The 16713-nt window shown below is 65.4% G+C and carries 14 protein-coding genes; 5 read left to right on the forward strand and 9 right to left on the reverse strand.

Annotated elements, in window-relative coordinates:
• Positions 1 to 2: 2 nt before the first annotated feature.
• Positions 3 to 527: a DUF962 domain-containing protein gene (locus ACQKQA_RS04160; RefSeq protein WP_427553826.1), complete on the reverse strand. Its 525-nt coding sequence runs from the start codon at positions 525 to 527 to the stop codon at positions 3 to 5.
• Between the two features lie 102 nt (positions 528 to 629).
• On the opposite strand from ACQKQA_RS04160, the gene ACQKQA_RS04165 reads away from it, so the two are divergent.
• Positions 630 to 1316 (forward strand): Crp/Fnr family transcriptional regulator, encoded by a 687-nt coding sequence (locus ACQKQA_RS04165; RefSeq protein ID WP_427553828.1) that lies wholly within the window; start codon positions 630 to 632, stop codon positions 1314 to 1316.
• Between the two features lie 128 nt (positions 1317 to 1444).
• Here ACQKQA_RS04165 and ACQKQA_RS04170 read toward each other — a convergent pair whose 3' ends face one another.
• Entirely contained in the window at positions 1445 to 2449 is a 1005-nt protein-coding gene (locus tag ACQKQA_RS04170; RefSeq protein ID WP_427553830.1) for an AraC family transcriptional regulator, read from the reverse strand.
• A gap of 100 nt (positions 2450 to 2549) precedes the next feature.
• On the opposite strand from ACQKQA_RS04170, the gene ACQKQA_RS04175 reads away from it, so the two are divergent.
• Together ACQKQA_RS04175 and ACQKQA_RS04180 are read left to right on the forward strand one after the other, a co-directional pair.
• Positions 2550 to 3623, forward strand: coding sequence for a fatty acid desaturase (locus ACQKQA_RS04175; protein ID WP_427553832.1), 1074 nt, complete (start codon positions 2550 to 2552; stop codon positions 3621 to 3623).
• Between the two features lie 114 nt (positions 3624 to 3737).
• Positions 3738 to 4184: a hypothetical protein gene (locus ACQKQA_RS04180; protein WP_427553834.1), complete on the forward strand. Its 447-nt coding sequence runs from the start codon at positions 3738 to 3740 to the stop codon at positions 4182 to 4184.
• A 38-nt stretch (positions 4185 to 4222) separates the two neighbouring features.
• Here ACQKQA_RS04180 and ACQKQA_RS04185 read toward each other — a convergent pair whose 3' ends face one another.
• From ACQKQA_RS04185 to ACQKQA_RS04200, 4 genes are all read right to left on the reverse strand, one after another.
• The gene (locus tag ACQKQA_RS04185; RefSeq protein ID WP_427553836.1) at positions 4223 to 5587 is read right to left on the reverse strand and encodes a pesticin C-terminus-like muramidase; all 1365 of its coding nucleotides are present in this window, start codon (positions 5585 to 5587) and stop codon (positions 4223 to 4225) included.
• 312 nt (positions 5588 to 5899) lie between these two features.
• Positions 5900 to 7510, reverse strand: a complete 1611-nt coding sequence (locus tag ACQKQA_RS04190) for an arylsulfatase (protein WP_427553838.1) — start codon at positions 7508 to 7510, stop codon at positions 5900 to 5902.
• Positions 7511 to 7524: 14 nt separating this feature from the next.
• Complete coding sequence (locus tag ACQKQA_RS04195; protein WP_427553840.1) at positions 7525 to 8346, reverse strand: ABC transporter ATP-binding protein; 822 nt, start codon at positions 8344 to 8346, stop codon at positions 7525 to 7527.
• Positions 8343 to 9938 carry an ABC transporter permease gene (locus tag ACQKQA_RS04200; RefSeq protein ID WP_427553842.1) on the reverse strand — a complete coding sequence of 532 codons (1596 nt, stop codon included), beginning with the start codon at positions 9936 to 9938 and terminating at the stop codon, positions 8343 to 8345. Before ACQKQA_RS04200 ends, ACQKQA_RS04195 begins: the two co-directional genes overlap by 4 nt.
• A gap of 407 nt (positions 9939 to 10345) precedes the next feature.
• Between ACQKQA_RS04200 and ACQKQA_RS04205 the strand changes: the two genes are divergently transcribed.
• The gene (locus ACQKQA_RS04205) at positions 10346 to 11368 is read left to right on the forward strand and encodes an ABC transporter substrate-binding protein (protein ID WP_427553844.1); all 1023 of its coding nucleotides are present in this window, start codon (positions 10346 to 10348) and stop codon (positions 11366 to 11368) included.
• A 221-nt stretch (positions 11369 to 11589) separates the two neighbouring features.
• Here ACQKQA_RS04205 and ACQKQA_RS04210 read toward each other — a convergent pair whose 3' ends face one another.
• A complete protein-coding gene (locus tag ACQKQA_RS04210) occupies positions 11590 to 12510 on the reverse strand; it encodes a LysR family transcriptional regulator (protein WP_427553846.1) in 921 nt (306 codons plus the stop codon).
• A 183-nt stretch (positions 12511 to 12693) separates the two neighbouring features.
• On the opposite strand from ACQKQA_RS04210, the gene ACQKQA_RS04215 reads away from it, so the two are divergent.
• On the forward strand, positions 12694 to 13599 hold the full coding sequence (locus ACQKQA_RS04215) for a TauD/TfdA dioxygenase family protein (RefSeq protein ID WP_427553848.1): 906 nt from the start codon (positions 12694 to 12696) through the stop codon (positions 13597 to 13599).
• Positions 13600 to 13813: 214 nt separating this feature from the next.
• On the opposite strand, the gene ACQKQA_RS04220 is transcribed toward ACQKQA_RS04215, so the two are convergent.
• Positions 13814 to 15430, reverse strand: coding sequence for an alkaline phosphatase family protein (locus tag ACQKQA_RS04220; RefSeq protein ID WP_427553850.1), 1617 nt, complete (start codon positions 15428 to 15430; stop codon positions 13814 to 13816).
• A gap of 256 nt (positions 15431 to 15686) precedes the next feature.
• Positions 15687 to 16631, reverse strand: a complete 945-nt coding sequence (locus ACQKQA_RS04225; RefSeq protein WP_427553852.1) for a LysR family transcriptional regulator — start codon at positions 16629 to 16631, stop codon at positions 15687 to 15689.
• Positions 16632 to 16713: the final 82 nt, after the last annotated feature.

Consider the following 16713-nt stretch of genomic DNA (forward strand, 5'->3'; position numbering starts at 1 on the left):
ATCTAAATCGCGGCACGCTTCGGATTGATCCGCACCCCGCCCACCCGCGCCTCGATCTCCTGCTTGAGCCCCTGACGCAAGCCCAGCATGAACGCCAGCTCCGCCACCACGAACAACGGCCCGACGATCAACCCCGACAGGTCATCGACAAAGGCCGGCTTGCGCCCTTCGTAGTAATGGCCGACGAACTGGATCGCCCAGCCGATCACGAACAGGCCCACGCCACTGGCCAGCCAGACCAGGGTGCTCTGTTGCGCCAGGGCATGGCCGACCCACACCGACAAGCCCATCAGCACACTCATCAGCAGGCCCAGGCGCAGCTCCAGGCGCAGGTAGAACCCGCATGACACCAGGGCCAGCAGCAGCGCCGGCGACAACCACAGCCCGGCCACCGGCCAGGCCGGGCGCGACAGCAGCACCGCGACGGCCACCACAATCAGCGGGATTCCGACGAAGTGGCTGGCGATATTGCGCGGATCGCGGTGGTAGGCGGCGTATTGACTGAGATGGTCGACGAGGCTTTTCATTGTTGTTCCTCCTGTAGGGTGATCGCATCATGCCCTGCGCCGGTTGCCGGCTCTGTCGGCTAGGCGACAATCGGCGCGCTGCCCGTGTGGATGAAACCATCGATGAATATGCAGTTCTGGCGTGAGTGCCTGATGCGCGGCCAGTGGTTCAGCCACTTGCCCGCCCCCTTACAGAATAGTTTGCTGGCCAGTGCCCGCTTGCGCCTGCTAGGCCCCGGCCAGCGCCTGTTCCAGCGCGGCGACCCGCCCTGCGGCCTGTATGCGGTGCTGGAGGGCACGATGCGCATCGGCGCGGTCAGTGAAGAGGGCAAGGAGGCCTTGCTGAGCCTGGTGGAGGCGCCGCACTGGTTCGGCGAGATCAGCCTGTTCGACGGCCAGCCGCGCACCCATGACGCCTATGCCGTGGGCCAGTGCCGCCTGCTCAACGTGCCCCAGGCGGCGCTGCTCGAACTGCTGGACGAACACCCGCAATACTGGCAGCTGCTGGCGCTGCTGATGAGCCAAAAACTGCGCCTGACCTTCATCAACCTCGAGCAGATGAGCCTGATGCCGGCCCCGGCCCGGGTGGCCAACCGCCTGTTGATGATCGCCCGCGGCTACGGCGAGACCGACACCCCGCGCCGGGTCCTGCACCTGCCCCAGGAACAGCTGGCGCTGCTGCTCTCGCTGTCGCGCCAGACCACCAACCAGATCCTCAAGGATTTGCAGGGCCAGGGCATTCTCAAGCTCGGTTACGGCGAGATCGAGATCCTCGACGAGGACCGGTTGCGACTGTTGGCCGGGGTTTGACCTTCAGATCGCTATCGCGGGCAAGCCTCGCTCCTACAGGTTCGTGTCGTTCGCGATATTGATGAACAACGCCACTCTGTAGGAGCGAGGCTTGCCCGCGATAGGGCCCTCGGCCCCACCGCACTGCCTTAGCGCAACCCGTCGCGAAACTGCCCCGGGGTCATCCCGGTCCAGCGCTTGAACGCGCGGCTGAAGCTGCTGGCGTCGGCGAAACCCAGCAGGTAACTGATCTCGCTCAGGGAGCACTGCGGGTCGCGCAGGTGCAGCAGGGCGAGGTTCTCCCGGCATTCGTTGAGCAGGGTGTCGAAGCGGCAGCCTTCGTCCGCCAGATGCCGTTGCAGGCTGCGCAGGCTCAGGTGCAGGGCCTGGGCCACGCGCTCGGCCGCGGGTTCGCCTTCCGGCAGTTGGGCCTCGATGACCCCGCGCACCTTGCGTTCCCAGGTCAGGGGTTGCAGTTGCGCCAGGGTGCGCTTGAGCACCGCTTCGTTGTGCTCGGCCAGCTCCGGGTTGGCGTCGTCCAGGTGACTGTCGAAATCCTGCAGGCCGAACTCCAGGCAGTCCTCGTCGGCGGCGAAGAACATCGGCGCGCGGAACACCGTGTGCCACGGCTTGGGATCGGCCGGCTCGGGGCGCCGCAGGTACACCGCCAGCGGCGCGTAGTCGCGGCCCAGGCGGTTGCGGCAGGTACGCACGTAGATCGCGACGAAGGCGTCGATGGCCTCGAGCGCCGGCTCCGGGTTGCCCGCGGGGACTTTCAGGCAGAAGCGATAGCGGTCCTCGGTACGGGTCAGTTCCAGCTCCAGGGCGTCGCTGACCACCTGGTGATAACGCACGATGCGCTCGAACACTTCCCGCAGGCTGCCGCTGGCCACCAGCGCATAGCCCAGGGCATGGAAGGTGGTCGGGCTGACGAAGCGCGAGACTCGCAAGCCGATGGCCGGGTCGCCGCTGACCTGCACCGCCAACTGCCACAGGCGGGTGGTGCCCGACAGCGGGTAGCGGGCGTTGGGATCGTCCATCAGCTGCGGGTCGAGCCCGGCCTGCTGGCACAGGGCGCAGCTGTCCAGGCCCAGGGCATCGAGCTGCTTGCGCAGGGCGCGGGTCCAGCTGGCGAGGGAAGTGGGTTCGGTCATGGCGGTTGGCGCGTCCGGTCAACAGGTTGGCGTCTGCGGCTAGCGCCCGGGGCGCGGGCGCAGGGCAGGATGCGAACATCGATAACCAGAGGATGGAAGCATGCACGGTACTTCTGCAAGTCCCGACCGGCTGAATGCCCAGCAACGATCGGCGCATATTCGTGAGGTGGTGCTGGCCCGGGGCGTCGAACTGCGCGAGCGCTACCCGCTGCTCAAGCATCAGGACGCCCTGGGCGCGGGCATCCTGGCCTTGGCCCTGCTCGGGATGGTCGGCGCGGCGGCGCTCTACCTTGGCGGTTACCTGGCCTGGTGGGCCTGTCTGTTGTTGAACGCCTTTTTCGCCTCCCTGACCCACGAGCTGGAACACGACCTGATCCACAGCATGTATTTCCGCAAGCAGCGCATCCCCCACAACCTGATGCTGGCGCTGGTCTGGCTGGCGCGGCCGAGCACCATCAACCCGTGGATCCGTCGCCATCTGCACCTCAACCACCACAAGGTCTCCGGCAGCGAGGCCGACATGGAGGAACGCGCGATCACCAACGGCGAGCCTTGGGGCCTCGCGCGCCTGCTGATGGTTGGCGACAATGTCATGTCGTCGCTGATCCGCACCCTGCGGGCCAGGACCTGGGCGCACAAGCTCAATATTCTCAAGCGCACCCTCAAGGTCTACGCGCCGCTGGCGCTGCTGCACTGGGGCGCCTGGTACCTGTTTCTCGGCTTCCACGGGGCCAATGGCGTGGCCGCGTTGCTGGGCGGCTCCATCGACTGGTCGGCGGATACCCTGGCGGTGATGCAGGTGATCGATATCGCCGTGGTGGTGATCATCGGTCCCAATGTGCTGCGCACCTTCTGCCTGCACTTCGTCAGCTCGAACATGCACTACTACGGCGACATCGAGCCGGGCAACGTGATCCAGCAGACCCAGGTGCTCAACCCCTGGTGGCTGTGGCCGCTGCAGGCGTTCTGCTGCAACTTCGGCAGCACCCACGGCATCCACCATTTCGTGGTCAAGGAACCGTTCTACATCCGCCAGCTGACCGCGCCGGTGGCGCATAAGGTGATGGCCGAGATGGGCGTGCGCTTCAATGATTTCGGCACCTTCGGCCGGGCCAACCGGTTTACCCGCAAGGAACAGGCGGCGACGCAACCGGCGCATACGGCACGGGCCTGAGTGGGTGGGCCCTCTCTCTGGTTAAATATCCAAGGATCGATAACGTTAAACGCAAGGTAATGCGGCGCCGGGAACATCCCGGTGCCCGTGGACGGGCATCGACAGGGAGCGGGTATGAAAAGTGCGGTAAGGCTGTTGATCGCCGGGGCCTTGATGAGTGTCGGCGGCGTGTCACTGGCCGACTCGGCGGCAGGCGGCAACGACGAGGCGTTGGCGCTGAGTATCTTGAAGAATCTGGAAGTGAACGGCTTTCGCAATTCCTTGCGGCCGGGGCACTACCCGGACGGCACTACGCTGGGCCAGACGCCCTATCGGGTCTACGAGAAGGCCGCAGGCGTCGAGGGCACCTACAGCGCGGTGGACGAAGAACGAAGCTGGATCTACAGCGTCAGGGTGATGGAGCAGGGGAGCAAGGGCATCACTATCTGCTTTGTCGACCATAACCTGCGCGGTAGCTACCTGTTTGCCTCGCCTTTGCTGGTCGAGAAAAACCGCGCCGGGCATTACGTCGTGGTCAAGGAACTGCCGAAGACCCCGGCCTGCGACATCACCCGGGGCTGAGGCCTGCGCCATGGATCGAGCATGGCGCAGGCGTTGTTTTACTTGAGCAGGCCCCTGTCGATATCGCCTTGAATCAACTTGGCTTCGGCTTCCCTGCGCGTCGGGTAGGCGTCGCCGAAGTTGTGCAACTCCTGCACCAGGCCTTTCCAGTCGCCGCCGATAATCATCCCCCAGGTTTTCGGCGTCCTTGCCGCCAGGTTGTCGTTGTACTGGTACGCCAGATCGATGATCGCGGTACGGGTGTGGAAGGGAATGCTGCGGAATTTCCCGGCACCCGCGACTTTGTCGATGCGTCTTTCCACGGCCGAAGAGATGATTTCAAAGTAAATGGCGGTCAGCTCCCTGGCCTGGGCCTCGCTAACGACCAGCGGCTTTTGCTGCAGCTTGTTCAGGGCTTGCTGGCCGCGCAGCCCGGTGTATTCGCCGAGGATCGACACCAGGCTCGGCGGCACGCCGTCGTTGAGCAGCGAGGCGGCGGTCTTGCCACCCAGGTCCACCCCGACTCCCAAGGTCACGCCGGACTCGCCCACTGGCACGCCCTGTTCCATCGGGATGTAGCCGGTCGTCTGCAGGCCGCCTTCCTTGTCGCGCAGGTAATCGGCGTCGAACAACGGCTGCTGGGCCAGCGCCTGGCTCTGTTCCTGGGCAGTCATGCTGGCCATCAGCTTGGCTTGGGCAATGGCGTTCAGCGCGCTGCGGCTGTCCACCAGGTTGGCGTTTTCCTGGGCCAGCAAGTCGCGGATGACCAGATTGTTGGCGGTTTCGCAGGCGTTCTTGAACCCGGCCAGTTCCTGGTCGATTGCTGCCGGGGCGTCGTATTCGCCGATCTTTTTCAGGTCGGCGAGAATGTCGTCGATAGTGCGCTCAAGGTAGTCCTTGGCCGGGTTCTGCATCAGCCTGGCAACGCTGGCCGCCAGTTTGTCTTCCCACTCGCCCAGCTTTTTCTGCACGAACTTGAGGGAGCGGTTGATCACGTCGACGCTGGCGTGCGACACCCCGGCGCCATTGAGTTCGGCCTTGACGGCCGCGAGCTGCTGATTGCGTTCGCGGTCGAATTTGGAGGCCAGTTCCCGGCGCGTTTCGTAGAGCTGAATCGGGATCGTGCCCCAGAAGTCCATGCCCAGGTCGGGATAGGACTCATACGGGAGCCAGCCGTTTCCTTCGGCCAACGATTCTTCCAGGGCGCTTTGCAGCAGGTAGAACGGGACCTGCGCCATGGCGTGACCGCCGCTGGTGGGGGCGCCGTTGACGGAGACCGTGCTGGAGAGCCCGGCACCGGCGCCGGAGGTCATGTCGGTGTTGTAGCTGCGGGTGTTCCAGCCGTTGCCAAAGCGCGAAGGGCTGCTGCCGATACTGGTGCCGGGTTGAATGCCGCGGTTAACCAGAATGTTTTTTTCTGCCATGAAGTCCTGTTCCTAGATTGAATGATCCTGAGGGTGCGAGTCGCAACGCGTAAGGCGTATTGAGAAGCATTTCCTTAGGCTGTGTACTGTATAAAAACACAGTTATGCATGCAAGCATTAATATGCATTTATGCATAATCATGAGTGCGCCAATCGACGTTCAAGCAAGGACGGCAGGAAAAGGAGGGAGAGATAGCGCGAATCAAAACCTGTAGCCGCTGCCACAGGCTGCGCAAGGCCCGCAGGACTTCCTGGGGCCTGGTGAGCGCCGCGACCGTGCCGGTCGATCGCGCGGCTACAGGGGACCGGGCATCAATCCGGCTGGAACGGCGAGGCGCTGAGGATTACCCCTGTCTCTTCCACATAGCGCTGCCAATGGCCGATCAGGGCGGCGAGCTTGTCCGGCTGGCTTTGCGCCAGATCGTGGACCTCCCCCGGATCGCGATCCAGGTCATACAACTGCCAGATCGCCGGGCCCACGGGGCCAGGGATATACACGGCTTTCCACTGGCCCTGGCGAATCGCCCGGCGGCCGAACAGCTCCCAGCCGGTGACGGTGTGTTCGTCATGCACCTGCGCTGTTTCGCCGGAGAGGAAGCCCAGCCACGACTTGCCCCGCAACGGCGCGATGTCCCGGCCGCGCCAACGCTTGCCCGGATGGCGCACGCCGGCCAGGTCGAGAACGGTCGGGACGATGTCCATCACCGTGCCGAAGCCATGGCTGATCCGGCCCTTGAGCGACAGCTGCGGGTAATGCACCAGCGCCGGCACGCGGATCCCGCCTTCGCTGGTGAAAGCCTTGAACAGTCGCGACGGCGCGGTGGCGGCCTGGGCCCAGGCCGGGCCGTACCAGACGTAGGAGTTGGCGCGGCCGATATTGCCCAGGCTGTTGTCGTAGTGCTGGTTGAGGTAAGTCAGCAGCTCCGGGCCGAATTTGGGGAAGGCCTCCAGCAGCGCGCCTTCGGCGCCGTTGTCGGACATGAACAGGATAAAGGTGTTGTCCAGCTGGCCCTGCTGGCGCAGGTAGTCCACCACCCGGCCGATGTTCCAGTCCATGCGCTCGACCATCGCCGCGTAGACCTCCATGGCTCGCGCCGACACCTGGCGCTGCTCTTCGCTCAAGGCGGCCCATTCGGCGTTCAGCCCCACCAGCGGATGGGGCTCCACATCGGCGTCGATCAGCCCGAGCCGCTTGAGGTTTTCCAGGCGCTCCAGGCGCAGCGCTTCGGGGCCGGCGTCGTAGCGGCCCCGGTATTTGGCGACCACTTCCTCGGGCGCCTGCAACGGCCAGTGCGGCGCCGAGAACGGCAGGTAGGCGAAGAACGGCCGGGTCTGGTCGCGCTCCTTGAGGTACTGCAGCAGCTTGTCGCCGAAGGCGTCGGAGGAATAGAAATCCTTGGGCAACTGGTCGACGAAACGGTCGTCCTCGATGTACAGCGCCGGGGTGGATTTGAGCAGGCCCGGGGTGGTTTCGTCGTAGGGCGGCTCGAACCCGTAGTGGTTGGCCGCGCCGGGCAACAGCGAGAACGAGCGCTCGAAACCCCGGGCATGGGGCGCCAGTTCGGCGGTCAGGCCCAGGTGCCATTTGCCGCTCATCAGGGTCTGGTAGCCGGCCTCGCGCAGCAGCTCGGGCAGGGCCGCCACACGATCGTTGAGGTGGCCTTCGTAGCCTGGCTTGCCGATCAGTTCCGGGGTCAGGGCCTCGGCCATGGTGCCGATGCCGGCGATATGGTGATCGGTGCCGGTGAGCAGCATGGAACGGGTCGGCGAGCAGGTCGGCGCGGTGTGGAAGTCGGTCAGGCGCAGGCCATTGAACGCCAGGGCATCGAGGTTCGGCGTGGCGATTTCGCCGCCGAACGCGCCGAGGTCGGAAAAGCCCAGGTCGTCGGCCAGGATCACCAGGAAGTTGGGACGTTGCGGCATCGGTTCACTCCATATCAGCAAGCAATAAAGGCCAGGGGCAGGTCACGGATCTGAGCGGGCAAGGGCAGCTGGTAGTGCTCATCGCGGGTCAGTTCGTGGAGCAGTTCTTCGCGCAGTTGGTGGAAGTCGAAGCTGCTGCGCTGCCGTGGATGGCGCAGGGCGATGTTCACCACGCGCTTGATGCGGCCGGGGCGCGGCTCCATCACCACCACGCGGTCGGCGAGGAAGATCGCTTCCTCGACATCGTGGGTGACCAGCACCGTGGTGATCCGCGCCCGTTCGCGGATCGCCAGCAGCTCGTCCTGCATCTGCTGGCGGGTCAGCGCATCGAGGGCACCGAAGGGTTCGTCCAGCAGCAGGAGGCGCGGGCTGGCCACCAGGCCGCGGGCGATGGCCACCCGTTGCGCCATGCCGCCGGACAGCTGGTGCGGGTAGGCGCGGCTGAAGTCGCTCAGGCCGACCAGTTCGATGAAATCGGCGATACGTTTCTGCCGTTGCGCGTTGCCCAGGGGCTCGTTGACCAGGCCCAGGCCGATGTTGTCCTCGACCGTCAGCCAGGGGAACAGGCGGTGTTCCTGGAACACGATGCCGCGTTCGCCGCCGATGCCGCTGACGGCTTTGCCGTCGATGCGGATCTCGCCGCGAAACTGCGTGTCCAGGCCGATCAGCAGGCGCAGCAGGGTGGACTTGCCGCAACCGCTGGCGCCGACGATGGCGACGAATTCGCCCTCGGCGATCTCCAGGTTGAATTCGCGGATCGCTTCCAGCTCACCGCCGGCGACCTCGAAGGTCTTGCCGACCTGGTTGAAGCTGACTATCGGTACGGGTGCGTTCATGCGTGTCTCCAGCGGGTGGCGCGGCGTTCGAGCTGTTGGCCGAGCAGGTTGAGCAGGGCGCCGGTCAGGCCCACCAGGAGCATGCCGGCCAGGATCAGGTCCATGCGCAACAGCTGCTGGGCGCCGATCATCTGGCTGCCGATGCCGCCGTTGGACGGCATGAAATATTCCGCGCCGATGGTGCCCAGCCAGGCGTAGATCAGGCTCAGGCGCAGGCCGGCGAAGATCCCCGGCGCCGCGCCCGGCAGCACCAGGCGCCGCAGGCGTTGCCAGAGGCTCAGGCGCAAGACCTGGGCGGCCTCCGCCAGTTGCGGCGACAGGTTGGCGACGCTGCGCTGGGTGGCGATGAACAGCGGGAAGAACGCGGCCAGGGCGACGAACACCCATTTCGCCAGTTCCCCGAGGCCGAACCAGGCGGTGAGCAAGGGCACCCAGGCGAAAATGGCGATCTGCCGTGCGGCTGCCAGGGTCGGTCCGAAAAGACGTTCGCTCAGCGGCGACAGGCCCAGCAGCAGGCCCAGGGCAAACCCCAGGCCGCCGCCCAGCAGCAGGCCGCCCAGGGTGCGTTCCAAGCTCAGGGCCAGGCCGCTGGACAGCGTGCCGTCGAGCAGGCCGTGCCAGGTGGTGTCGAGCACCGCCAAGGGGCTGACCAGGATATTGGCGTCGACCCATTCCAGGCGGTTCGCCAGTTGCCACAGCGCCAGCAGCGACAGCGGCAGCAGCCACGGCTGCAGGCGTTGCCAGCCTTGATAACGCGGGCCGCGGCGGATCTGCGCGATGGCCGGGTGCGGCCAGTGCACCAAGGCTTTATCCAGCAGGCCGACGGCGCGGTCCATGGCCACGCCTATCGCCCCGATCGCCACGATGCAGACGAAGACGATATCCAGCATGAACAGCTGGCGGGCCCAGACCATCAGGTAGCCGATGCCTTCGCTGGAGGCCAGCAGTTCCACCGCCAGCAACGAGGTCCAGCCGGCGGCCAGGGCCAGGCGCACACCAGCCATGAAGGCGGGCAGGGCGGCAGGCAGCACCAGCCGGCGAATCATCAGGTGCGGCGGCAGGCGCAGCACCGCGGCGGCTTCGCGCAACTTGGGCTGGGCGTCGCGTACGCCGACCAAGGTGTGCAGGGTCACCGGCACCACGATGGCCTTGACCAGCACCACCAGCTTGAGCAGCTCGCCGATGCCGAAAAACACCATGAACAGCGGGATCCAGGCCAGGGTCGGCACTTGGGCCAAGGCGGCGAAAGTGGGGAACACCAGGCGTTCCAGGCGCGGACTGGCACCCAGTGCCGCCCCGAGCAAGGCACCGGCGCCGATGCCCGCCAGCAGGCCCCAGAACAGCCGTTGCAGGCTGATCGCCAGATGGCTCCACAGCTCGCCGCCGGCCAGTTCCAGGGCGCTGTGCCAGACCAGCGCCGGGGCCGGCAGGATCTGCTCGCTCATCCACCCCTGGCGGGCGGCCAGCCACCACAGGGCGAACAGGCCCAGGGGCAGCAGCCAGGGCAGCAGCCGCCGGTTGAGGCGCGGCCAGGACAGCGGCTGATCGGCGGGCGCGGCCAACGGCAGGCTGAGAAGGGAAACACGGGCCATGGATGACCTCCGTTGTCGGGTTGGGCTGCAGCTTTTGCTTTTGTTCTTGCGTAGGAGCGAGGCTTGCCCGCGATAGGCCGCAGGCCGGTTGTGGCCTTGATGCCGCCATCGCGGGCAAGTCGGATCGCCGCCCGCTCGCTCCTACAAAATGTTTTTTGGTTATATAAAAAGTTTTATCGATGCTATTGGGAGATAAGAGAGGCCATTTAAGGCTGCGCGGGTGCGCTGCAGCCAATGCATTTGGAGAATATTTTCGATGCGGTTCATGCATGGCTCGCGCAGAGCCGCGTTCTGACTGATTTATTCGATATGGCTATTAAAATGTGAATTTATAGTATTTAAAGCCTGGATCGCCTTCGGCCTACCTTCAGCTCCTCAATGCCCGTCGCAGCCAGGAGCCCCACCTTATGAACCTTCCTTTCAAACGCGTCTTCCGTGTATTCGCCGCGCCGGCCCTGGCCGGGCTTCTGGGCAGCCTGCCGTGGCTGGCCCAGGCGGACGAACTCAAGCAGATCCGCATCGCCGTGCCGGACCTCAGCGCCGGCACCCAACACAGCGGCGGCGGGATCACCGATGTATTGCGTCAGCAGCAGATCTTCGAAAAGGCCTTCGCCGACCAGGGCATCAGCATCCAGTGGAACTACTTCAAGGGCGCCGGCCCGGTGATCAACGAGGCGTTCGCCAACGGTCAGGTGGACCTGGCCTATCTGGGGGACCTGGCGGCGATCATCGGCAAGTCCAACGGCCTGGATACCCGCCTGCTCAGCGCCACGGCCCGCGGGGTCAAGCAATACCTGGGGGTGGTGCCGGGCTCGGGGATCAAGACCCTGCAGGACCTCAAGGGCAAGCGGGTCGCAGTGTTCCGCGGCACGGCCACCCAGCTGTCGCTGGATGCGGCGCTGGCCAGCCAGGGCCTGAGCGAGAAGGACCTGAAGATCATCAACCTGGATTTCAACGCGGCGGTGGCGGCCTTGGCGGCCAGGCAGATCGATGCCTCCTGGGGCGGCGCCAACCTGAATGCCTTGCAGGCCAAGGGCCTGGCCGAGGTGCCGCTGAACACCAAGGACCTGGGCGGCGCGGGTAGCGTGCAGGCAGTGCTGGTGGGCAGCGGCGCGTTCGTCGACGCCCATCCCGAGGTGGTGGAGAAACTGCTCAAGGCCCAGCAGCAGGCGGTGCAGTGGCTGACCCAGGACAGCAACAAGGAGGCTTATATCCAGCTGGTCTCGGGGCTGGCCAGCTACCCGCCGGTGGTGCTGCAGCAGGACCTCAAGGACCAGCGCTTCAGCGAAATCTTCCCCTCGACCCTGGACCCGGTGTTCCTCGGCAAACTGCAAGACGCCGTGGACCTGGCCGCGCAGCAACGGCTGATCCGCAAGCCGTTCAACGTCAGCGAATGGGTAGCGCCGCAACTGGCTGCCGCCGGCCTTTAAGCCACCTGGAACACGCCCCGTAGCCGCTGCCGAGCCTGCGAGGCTGCGATCGAGGACGCAGTCCTCGCCAAACCTGTCCACGCGGTTTACCGGGAGGAACGCGGTGCCCGGTTTTGCGGCCCCTGCGGGGCCGATCGCAGCCTCGCGGGCTCGGCAGCGGCTACAGGAAATCGCGTCTTCTGTAGGAGCGAGGCTTGCCCGCGAGAGGCCCTCAAGACCCACTACGACGCCATGTCGACCTGCTGCCGATCCACCGCCACCAGCACCTCGATCATCTTGCGCGCCGCCGGGGACAGGCGGAAACCGGTGCGGCTGACGATGCCGCAGCGGGCGTTCATGCTCTCGAGGTTCTGCGGCAGGTTGCGCCAGTGCAGCAGCGCCAGGGAACCCTGCTCGATGTCCTCGACGAAGGCCTCGGCGGTGCCTACGCCGATCGCGTTCGACTGGCGCACGATCTTCACTAGCGCCGGGAAGTGTTCGGTCTGGATGGTCGGGGCAAAGTCGATGCGCCCGCTGAGGTTGGCCAGCAGCTTGCGGATCCCCGGCGGGATCAGCGTAGCGGCCAGCGGGTAGTCGAACATGTCGTTGGTCGACAGGCTTTCCTTGGCCAGCAGCGGGTGCCCGGGGCGGCAGAAAAACACCCCGCGCTTGGGCGTCAGCGGCTGGGTCTGGAAGTTCGGGTCGGCCTCGAAATGGCGGATGTCGGCGATAAAGAACTCGATTTCTTCGCGGCTCAGGCTGCGGCTGAGTTTTTCCCAGTTATCCACCTCCAGGCAGACGCGCACCTTCGGGTGCGTGCCAGTGAATTGCGCCACCGCGTCGGGCACCAGTTTCACCGCCGGCGCCGGGCCGCAACCGAAGCGCAGTTCGCCGGCGTCGAGCTTGGTCATCTGCGTCACTTCGCTGCTCAACAGGGCTGCGCCCTGCACCAGGCTCAGGGCGTGTTGCAGCACCACCTGGCCTTCCGGGGTGGGGCGCAGGTCCTTGTTGCCGCGGTCCACCAGCACGCAACCGAACTCCTGCTCCAGCCCCTGGATGCTGCGGCTGAAGGCCGGCTGGGTGATGCCCATGGCGTCGGCCGCACGGACGAAACTGCGGTGCTCGTTGAGGGCGATGAAGTAACGCAACTGGCGAAGATCCATATGCTTTCCCGGCATCCGAAAAATAGCCCGAAGGCATTTGCGACGAGTGAGGAATGAGGTTTTAAATGCAAGCTCTTATTCCGTCAACGAAGCATGTAATTATCTATTAGATCTAAAATGAATATAGATAGAGCGTTGTTTCGCTGCCGGCCAACCGTCAGCAGTCAGAAGAGGGTCTACCCGATGAGCAATGCCGCATTAGCCGTTAAACCCGCTGTCCAGGCGCTTGAGATCCACCCGGTGGCCGGCCGTATCGGCGCCGAGATCCGGGGCGTGCAACTGTCCGGCGCGCTGGACGCCGCCACCGTCGAGGCCATCCAGCAGGCGCTGGTGCAGCACAAGGTGATCTTCTTCCGTGGCCAGGCCCACCTCGACGACCAGAGCCAGGAAGCCTTTGCCCACCTGCTCGGCGAGCCGGTGGCGCACCCCACGGTGCCGGTGCGCGACGGCACCCGTTACCTGCTCGAACTGGACGGCGCCGAGGGCCAGCGCGCCAACTCCTGGCACACCGATGTGACCTTCGTCGACGCCTACCCGAAAGCCTCGATCCTGCGTTCGGTGGTGGCCCCGGCCTCCGGCGGCGACACGGTCTGGGCCAACACCGCCGCGGCCTACAACGAGCTGCCGGCGGAGCTGCGCGAGCTGGCGGACAAGCTCTGGGCGGTGCACAGCAACGAGTACGACTACGCCGGGGCCAAGCCGGACGTGTCGGTGGAAAAGCTCGAGCGCTACCGCAAGATCTTCACTTCCACCGTCTATGAGACCGAGCACCCGCTGGTGCGCGTGCACCCGGTGAGCGGCGAGAAGAGCCTGGTGCTGGGGCATTTCGTCAAACGCATCAAGGGCTATACCCAGGCCGACTCGGCGCACCTGTTCAACCTGTTGCAAAGCCATGTCACCCGCCTGGAAAACACCGTGCGCTGGCGCTGGACCGCCGGCGACGTGGCGATCTGGGACAACCGTTCGACCCAGCATTACGCGGTCGACGACTACGGCACCCAGGACCGCATCGTGCGCCGCGTGACCCTCAAGGGCGACGTGCCGGTGGGCGTGCAGGGGCAGCGTAGCCAGACTATCAAGGGGCTTTGAATAATCCGCTGGACGTTGAATCGTTGCGCCCCTGCGGGGCGATCGCAGCCTCGCTCCGCTCGACAGCGGCTACAGGAACAGGTAGAAGCCGGACGCCTGTAGCCGCTGCCGAGCCTGCGAGGCTGCGAAAGGTCCGCAGGACCTCCGAGGGCCCCGAGACCGCCGCGACCGTCCTCCGAACGCGGCCTGCGATAGGCCCCTTGAAACCGCCGCCCTACCACACCCCGATCTGCACCACCTTCTCCGCCTCCGGTTCGCCATAACGAAACCGCTGCCCGCGCAGATCGATCTCTTCGTGGCTGATGGTGGTCCGGCGTTTCAAGCCGCGCAGCCAGTCGAACAGATACCCCAGATGCTCCTCGCGCACCGCCGCATAGGCCGGGTCGGCGCCGAGGTCGTGCAATTCCTGCGGGTCGTTGTCGAGGTCGAACAGCTGCGGGCGGAAGCCGTCGTAGGCCAGGTACTTCCAGCGTTCGCTGCGCACCATGGTCATGCGGCAGCGGTCGATGGGCTGCGCCAGGCGCTCCCGGGCCGGGGCCTGGAAGGCGTAGTCGTATTCGCTGATGGCGTAGCGGCGCCAGTCGCCGGCCGTGCCGTGCAGCAGCGGGATCAGCGAACGGCCTTCCAGCCGATGCTCGGCACCGGGCAGCCCCAGGGCTTCGAGGAAGGTCGGCAGGGTGTCTATGGTCTCCACCAGGCGCTCGTCCGCCGTGCCCCGGCTGATATCCGCCGCCGCCCGCGGGTCGCGCACGATCAGCGGCACGCCCACCGCCGGCTCCAATAAAAACTCCTTTTCCCCCAGCCAGTGATCGCCGAGAAAGTCGCCGTGGTCGCTGGTGAACACGATCAGGGTGTCGTCCCAGCGGCCGCTGCCTTGCAGGAAATCGAACAGCCGGCCGAGCTGATCGTCCACCTGCTTGATCAGGCCCATGTAGGTCGGCACCACGTTCAGGCGCACTTCGTCGCGAGAGAAGTTGCGGCTCTCTTCGTGCTGGCGAAACGCGGCGTACACCGGGTGGTCGCTGGCCTCTTCCGTGCTGGTGCGTATCGGGGCGATCACCTGCTCGGCCGCGTACAGCGCGTGGTAGGGCGCCGGGGCGATATAGGGCCAGTGCGGCTTGATATAGGACAGGTGCAGGCACCAGGGCCGCTCGCCCTGCTCCTGGATGAAGTCCAGGGCGCGGTCGGTGGTGTAGACGGTTTCCGAATGCTGCTCGGGGACGCGGGCTGGCAGGTGGGCATGGCGCATGTGCCAGCCGCTGAGGATTTCGCCCCGTTCACTTTCGGCGGCGTTGGCCCAGTCGTGCCACGGGTTGCGCCCTTCGTAACCCTGCGCGCGCAGGTAATGGGTGTAGGGCGCCGACTCGCGCTTGTCGTCGAACAGCGGGCTGTCGGGGAAGATCCCGTCGTGGCGCAGGTAGGGCTCGAAACCCACCTCGTTGAGGGCTTCGGCCTGCCGGCTCTCGGGGTCGATGGCCAGGCGTTGCAGGGCATCGAGGTTGGGCGTGGCGTGGGTCTTGCCCACCAGCGCAGTGCGGATGCCGTGGGGGCGCAGGTAGTCGCCGAGGGTCAGTTCTTCCAGGGGCAGCGGCACGGCGTTCCACGCCACCTGGTGGCTACTGACATAGCGCCCGGTGTAGGCCGACATCCGCGACGGTCCGCAGATGGTGCCCTGGGTGTAGGCCCGGGTGAAACGCACGCCGGTGGCGGCCAGACGGTCGATGTTCGGCGTGTGCAGGTGGGGGTGGCCGTAGCACGACAAGTAATCGCGACGCAGTTGGTCGCACATGATGTACAGCACATTGCGCACGGATGGGACGGGGTTGGACATGGGCTTCACCAATCGAAAGACAGGCGAGGTTTTTCGCTTCCAGCGGGGCGTTACCACAAGCGCATTCGGCGCATGCTTTTCATGCGCGGTCTGCATCGGAGGATGCGATCTCTGTAGCCGCTGCCGAGCCTGCGATCGGTTGCAGAGCAACCGCAAACCCTGAGTCCGCGATATGCCTGAAAAAGCGCGTTGGCAGGCTTGGCGACGGCTACGCCGCCGATCGCAGCCTGCGGCAGCGGCTACAGGACGCGGCGTTTCAAACGGCGAAATTCTCCAGCGAACACAGGTCCTCATCCAGCGCATCGGTGCGCTTGATCTCCTCGATCATCGCCTCGGCCAGCGGCGACAGCCGGTAGCCGGCGCGGCTGACGATGCCGTAGCGGGTGTACAGCTCCTCCAGGTCGTCGGCCAGGCCTTCGATCTTCAGGCACACCAGTTCGCCCCTGGCCTGGTGCAGCGCGTCGCTGTAGGAACCGACGATGCCGATGGCGTCCGAGCGCAGCACCACGCCGAGCAGGCTGTAGCTGTTCTCGCATTCCACATTCGGGGCGAAGTCCGGCCGGCCGCTGAGGTCGACGATGACCTTGCGCAGGTTCGGCGGGCGGATGGTCACCGCCAGGGGATAACTCATCAATTCGGCGGCGCTGACGCTGCCCTGCCGGGCCAGCGGGTGCCCGGCGCGGCAGCAGAAATGCCATTTGCGCGGGCGCAGGCGTTGGGTCAGGTAATCCGGGTTGGCCTCGAAGTGCCGGGTGTCGGCGACGAAAAACTCGAACTCTTCGCTGAGCAGACGCTTGCTCAAGGTTTGCCAGTCGTCCACCTGGAACTGCACCCGCGCCTTGGGATAACGCCCGATAAAACTGCCGATGGCCCGGGGGATCAGCCCCGCCGCCGGCGCCGGGCCGCAACCGAAGCGCAGCTCGCCGGCCTCCAGGCCGTTGAACTGGCTGATCTCGTTGGCCAGTTGCTGCGCGCCGCTGACCAGCCGCCGCGCATGTTCGAGCAGCACCAGCCCCTGTTTGGTCGGCGCCAGGTCCTTGCGCCCACGATCCACCAACTGGCAGCCGACGCTGTGTTCCAGGGCCTGGATGCTGCGGCTGAAGGCCGATTGCGACAGGTTCACCGCCACCGCGGCCGCGACAAAACTGCGCTGTTCGGCGAGGGCGATGAAGTGACGGAGCTGGCGCAGATCGATATGCATTTTTCACATTGAAAATATCGGGGAAATGCATTGGCTATGCATTAGGTCGACTCTTTATAAAGGCAATCTCTTATTCCGTAAA

Origin of the sequence: Pseudomonas sp. NPDC089530 (assembly GCF_050280705.1) — a bacterium.
Taxonomy (GTDB): Bacteria; Pseudomonadota; Gammaproteobacteria; order Pseudomonadales; family Pseudomonadaceae; genus Aquipseudomonas.

Excerpts from the sequence above, each read along its gene's own strand:
- ACQKQA_RS04170 (WP_427553830.1), bottom strand. The coding sequence starts at position 2,449 with ATGACCGAACCCACTTCCCTCGCCAGCTGGACCCGCGCCCTGCGCAAG.
- ACQKQA_RS04180 (WP_427553834.1), top strand. The coding sequence starts at position 3,738 with ATGAAAAGTGCGGTAAGGCTGTTGATCGCCGGGGCCTTGATGAGTGTC.
- ACQKQA_RS04225 (WP_427553852.1), bottom strand. The coding sequence starts at position 16,631 with ATGCATATCGATCTGCGCCAGCTCCGTCACTTCATCGCCCTCGCCGAA.
- ACQKQA_RS04220 (WP_427553850.1), bottom strand. The coding sequence starts at position 15,430 with ATGTCCAACCCCGTCCCATCCGTGCGCAATGTGCTGTACATCATGTGC.
- ACQKQA_RS04215 (WP_427553848.1), top strand. The coding sequence starts at position 12,694 with ATGAGCAATGCCGCATTAGCCGTTAAACCCGCTGTCCAGGCGCTTGAG.
- ACQKQA_RS04185 (WP_427553836.1), bottom strand. The coding sequence starts at position 5,587 with ATGGCAGAAAAAAACATTCTGGTTAACCGCGGCATTCAACCCGGCACC.
- ACQKQA_RS04190 (WP_427553838.1), bottom strand. The coding sequence starts at position 7,510 with ATGCCGCAACGTCCCAACTTCCTGGTGATCCTGGCCGACGACCTGGGC.
- ACQKQA_RS04210 (WP_427553846.1), bottom strand. The coding sequence starts at position 12,510 with ATGGATCTTCGCCAGTTGCGTTACTTCATCGCCCTCAACGAGCACCGC.
- ACQKQA_RS04200 (WP_427553842.1), bottom strand. The coding sequence starts at position 9,938 with ATGGCCCGTGTTTCCCTTCTCAGCCTGCCGTTGGCCGCGCCCGCCGAT.
- ACQKQA_RS04175 (WP_427553832.1), top strand. The coding sequence starts at position 2,550 with ATGCACGGTACTTCTGCAAGTCCCGACCGGCTGAATGCCCAGCAACGA.
- ACQKQA_RS04205 (WP_427553844.1), top strand. The coding sequence starts at position 10,346 with ATGAACCTTCCTTTCAAACGCGTCTTCCGTGTATTCGCCGCGCCGGCC.
- ACQKQA_RS04195 (WP_427553840.1), bottom strand. The coding sequence starts at position 8,346 with ATGAACGCACCCGTACCGATAGTCAGCTTCAACCAGGTCGGCAAGACC.
- ACQKQA_RS04165 (WP_427553828.1), top strand. The coding sequence starts at position 630 with ATGAATATGCAGTTCTGGCGTGAGTGCCTGATGCGCGGCCAGTGGTTC.
- ACQKQA_RS04160 (WP_427553826.1), bottom strand. The coding sequence starts at position 527 with ATGAAAAGCCTCGTCGACCATCTCAGTCAATACGCCGCCTACCACCGC.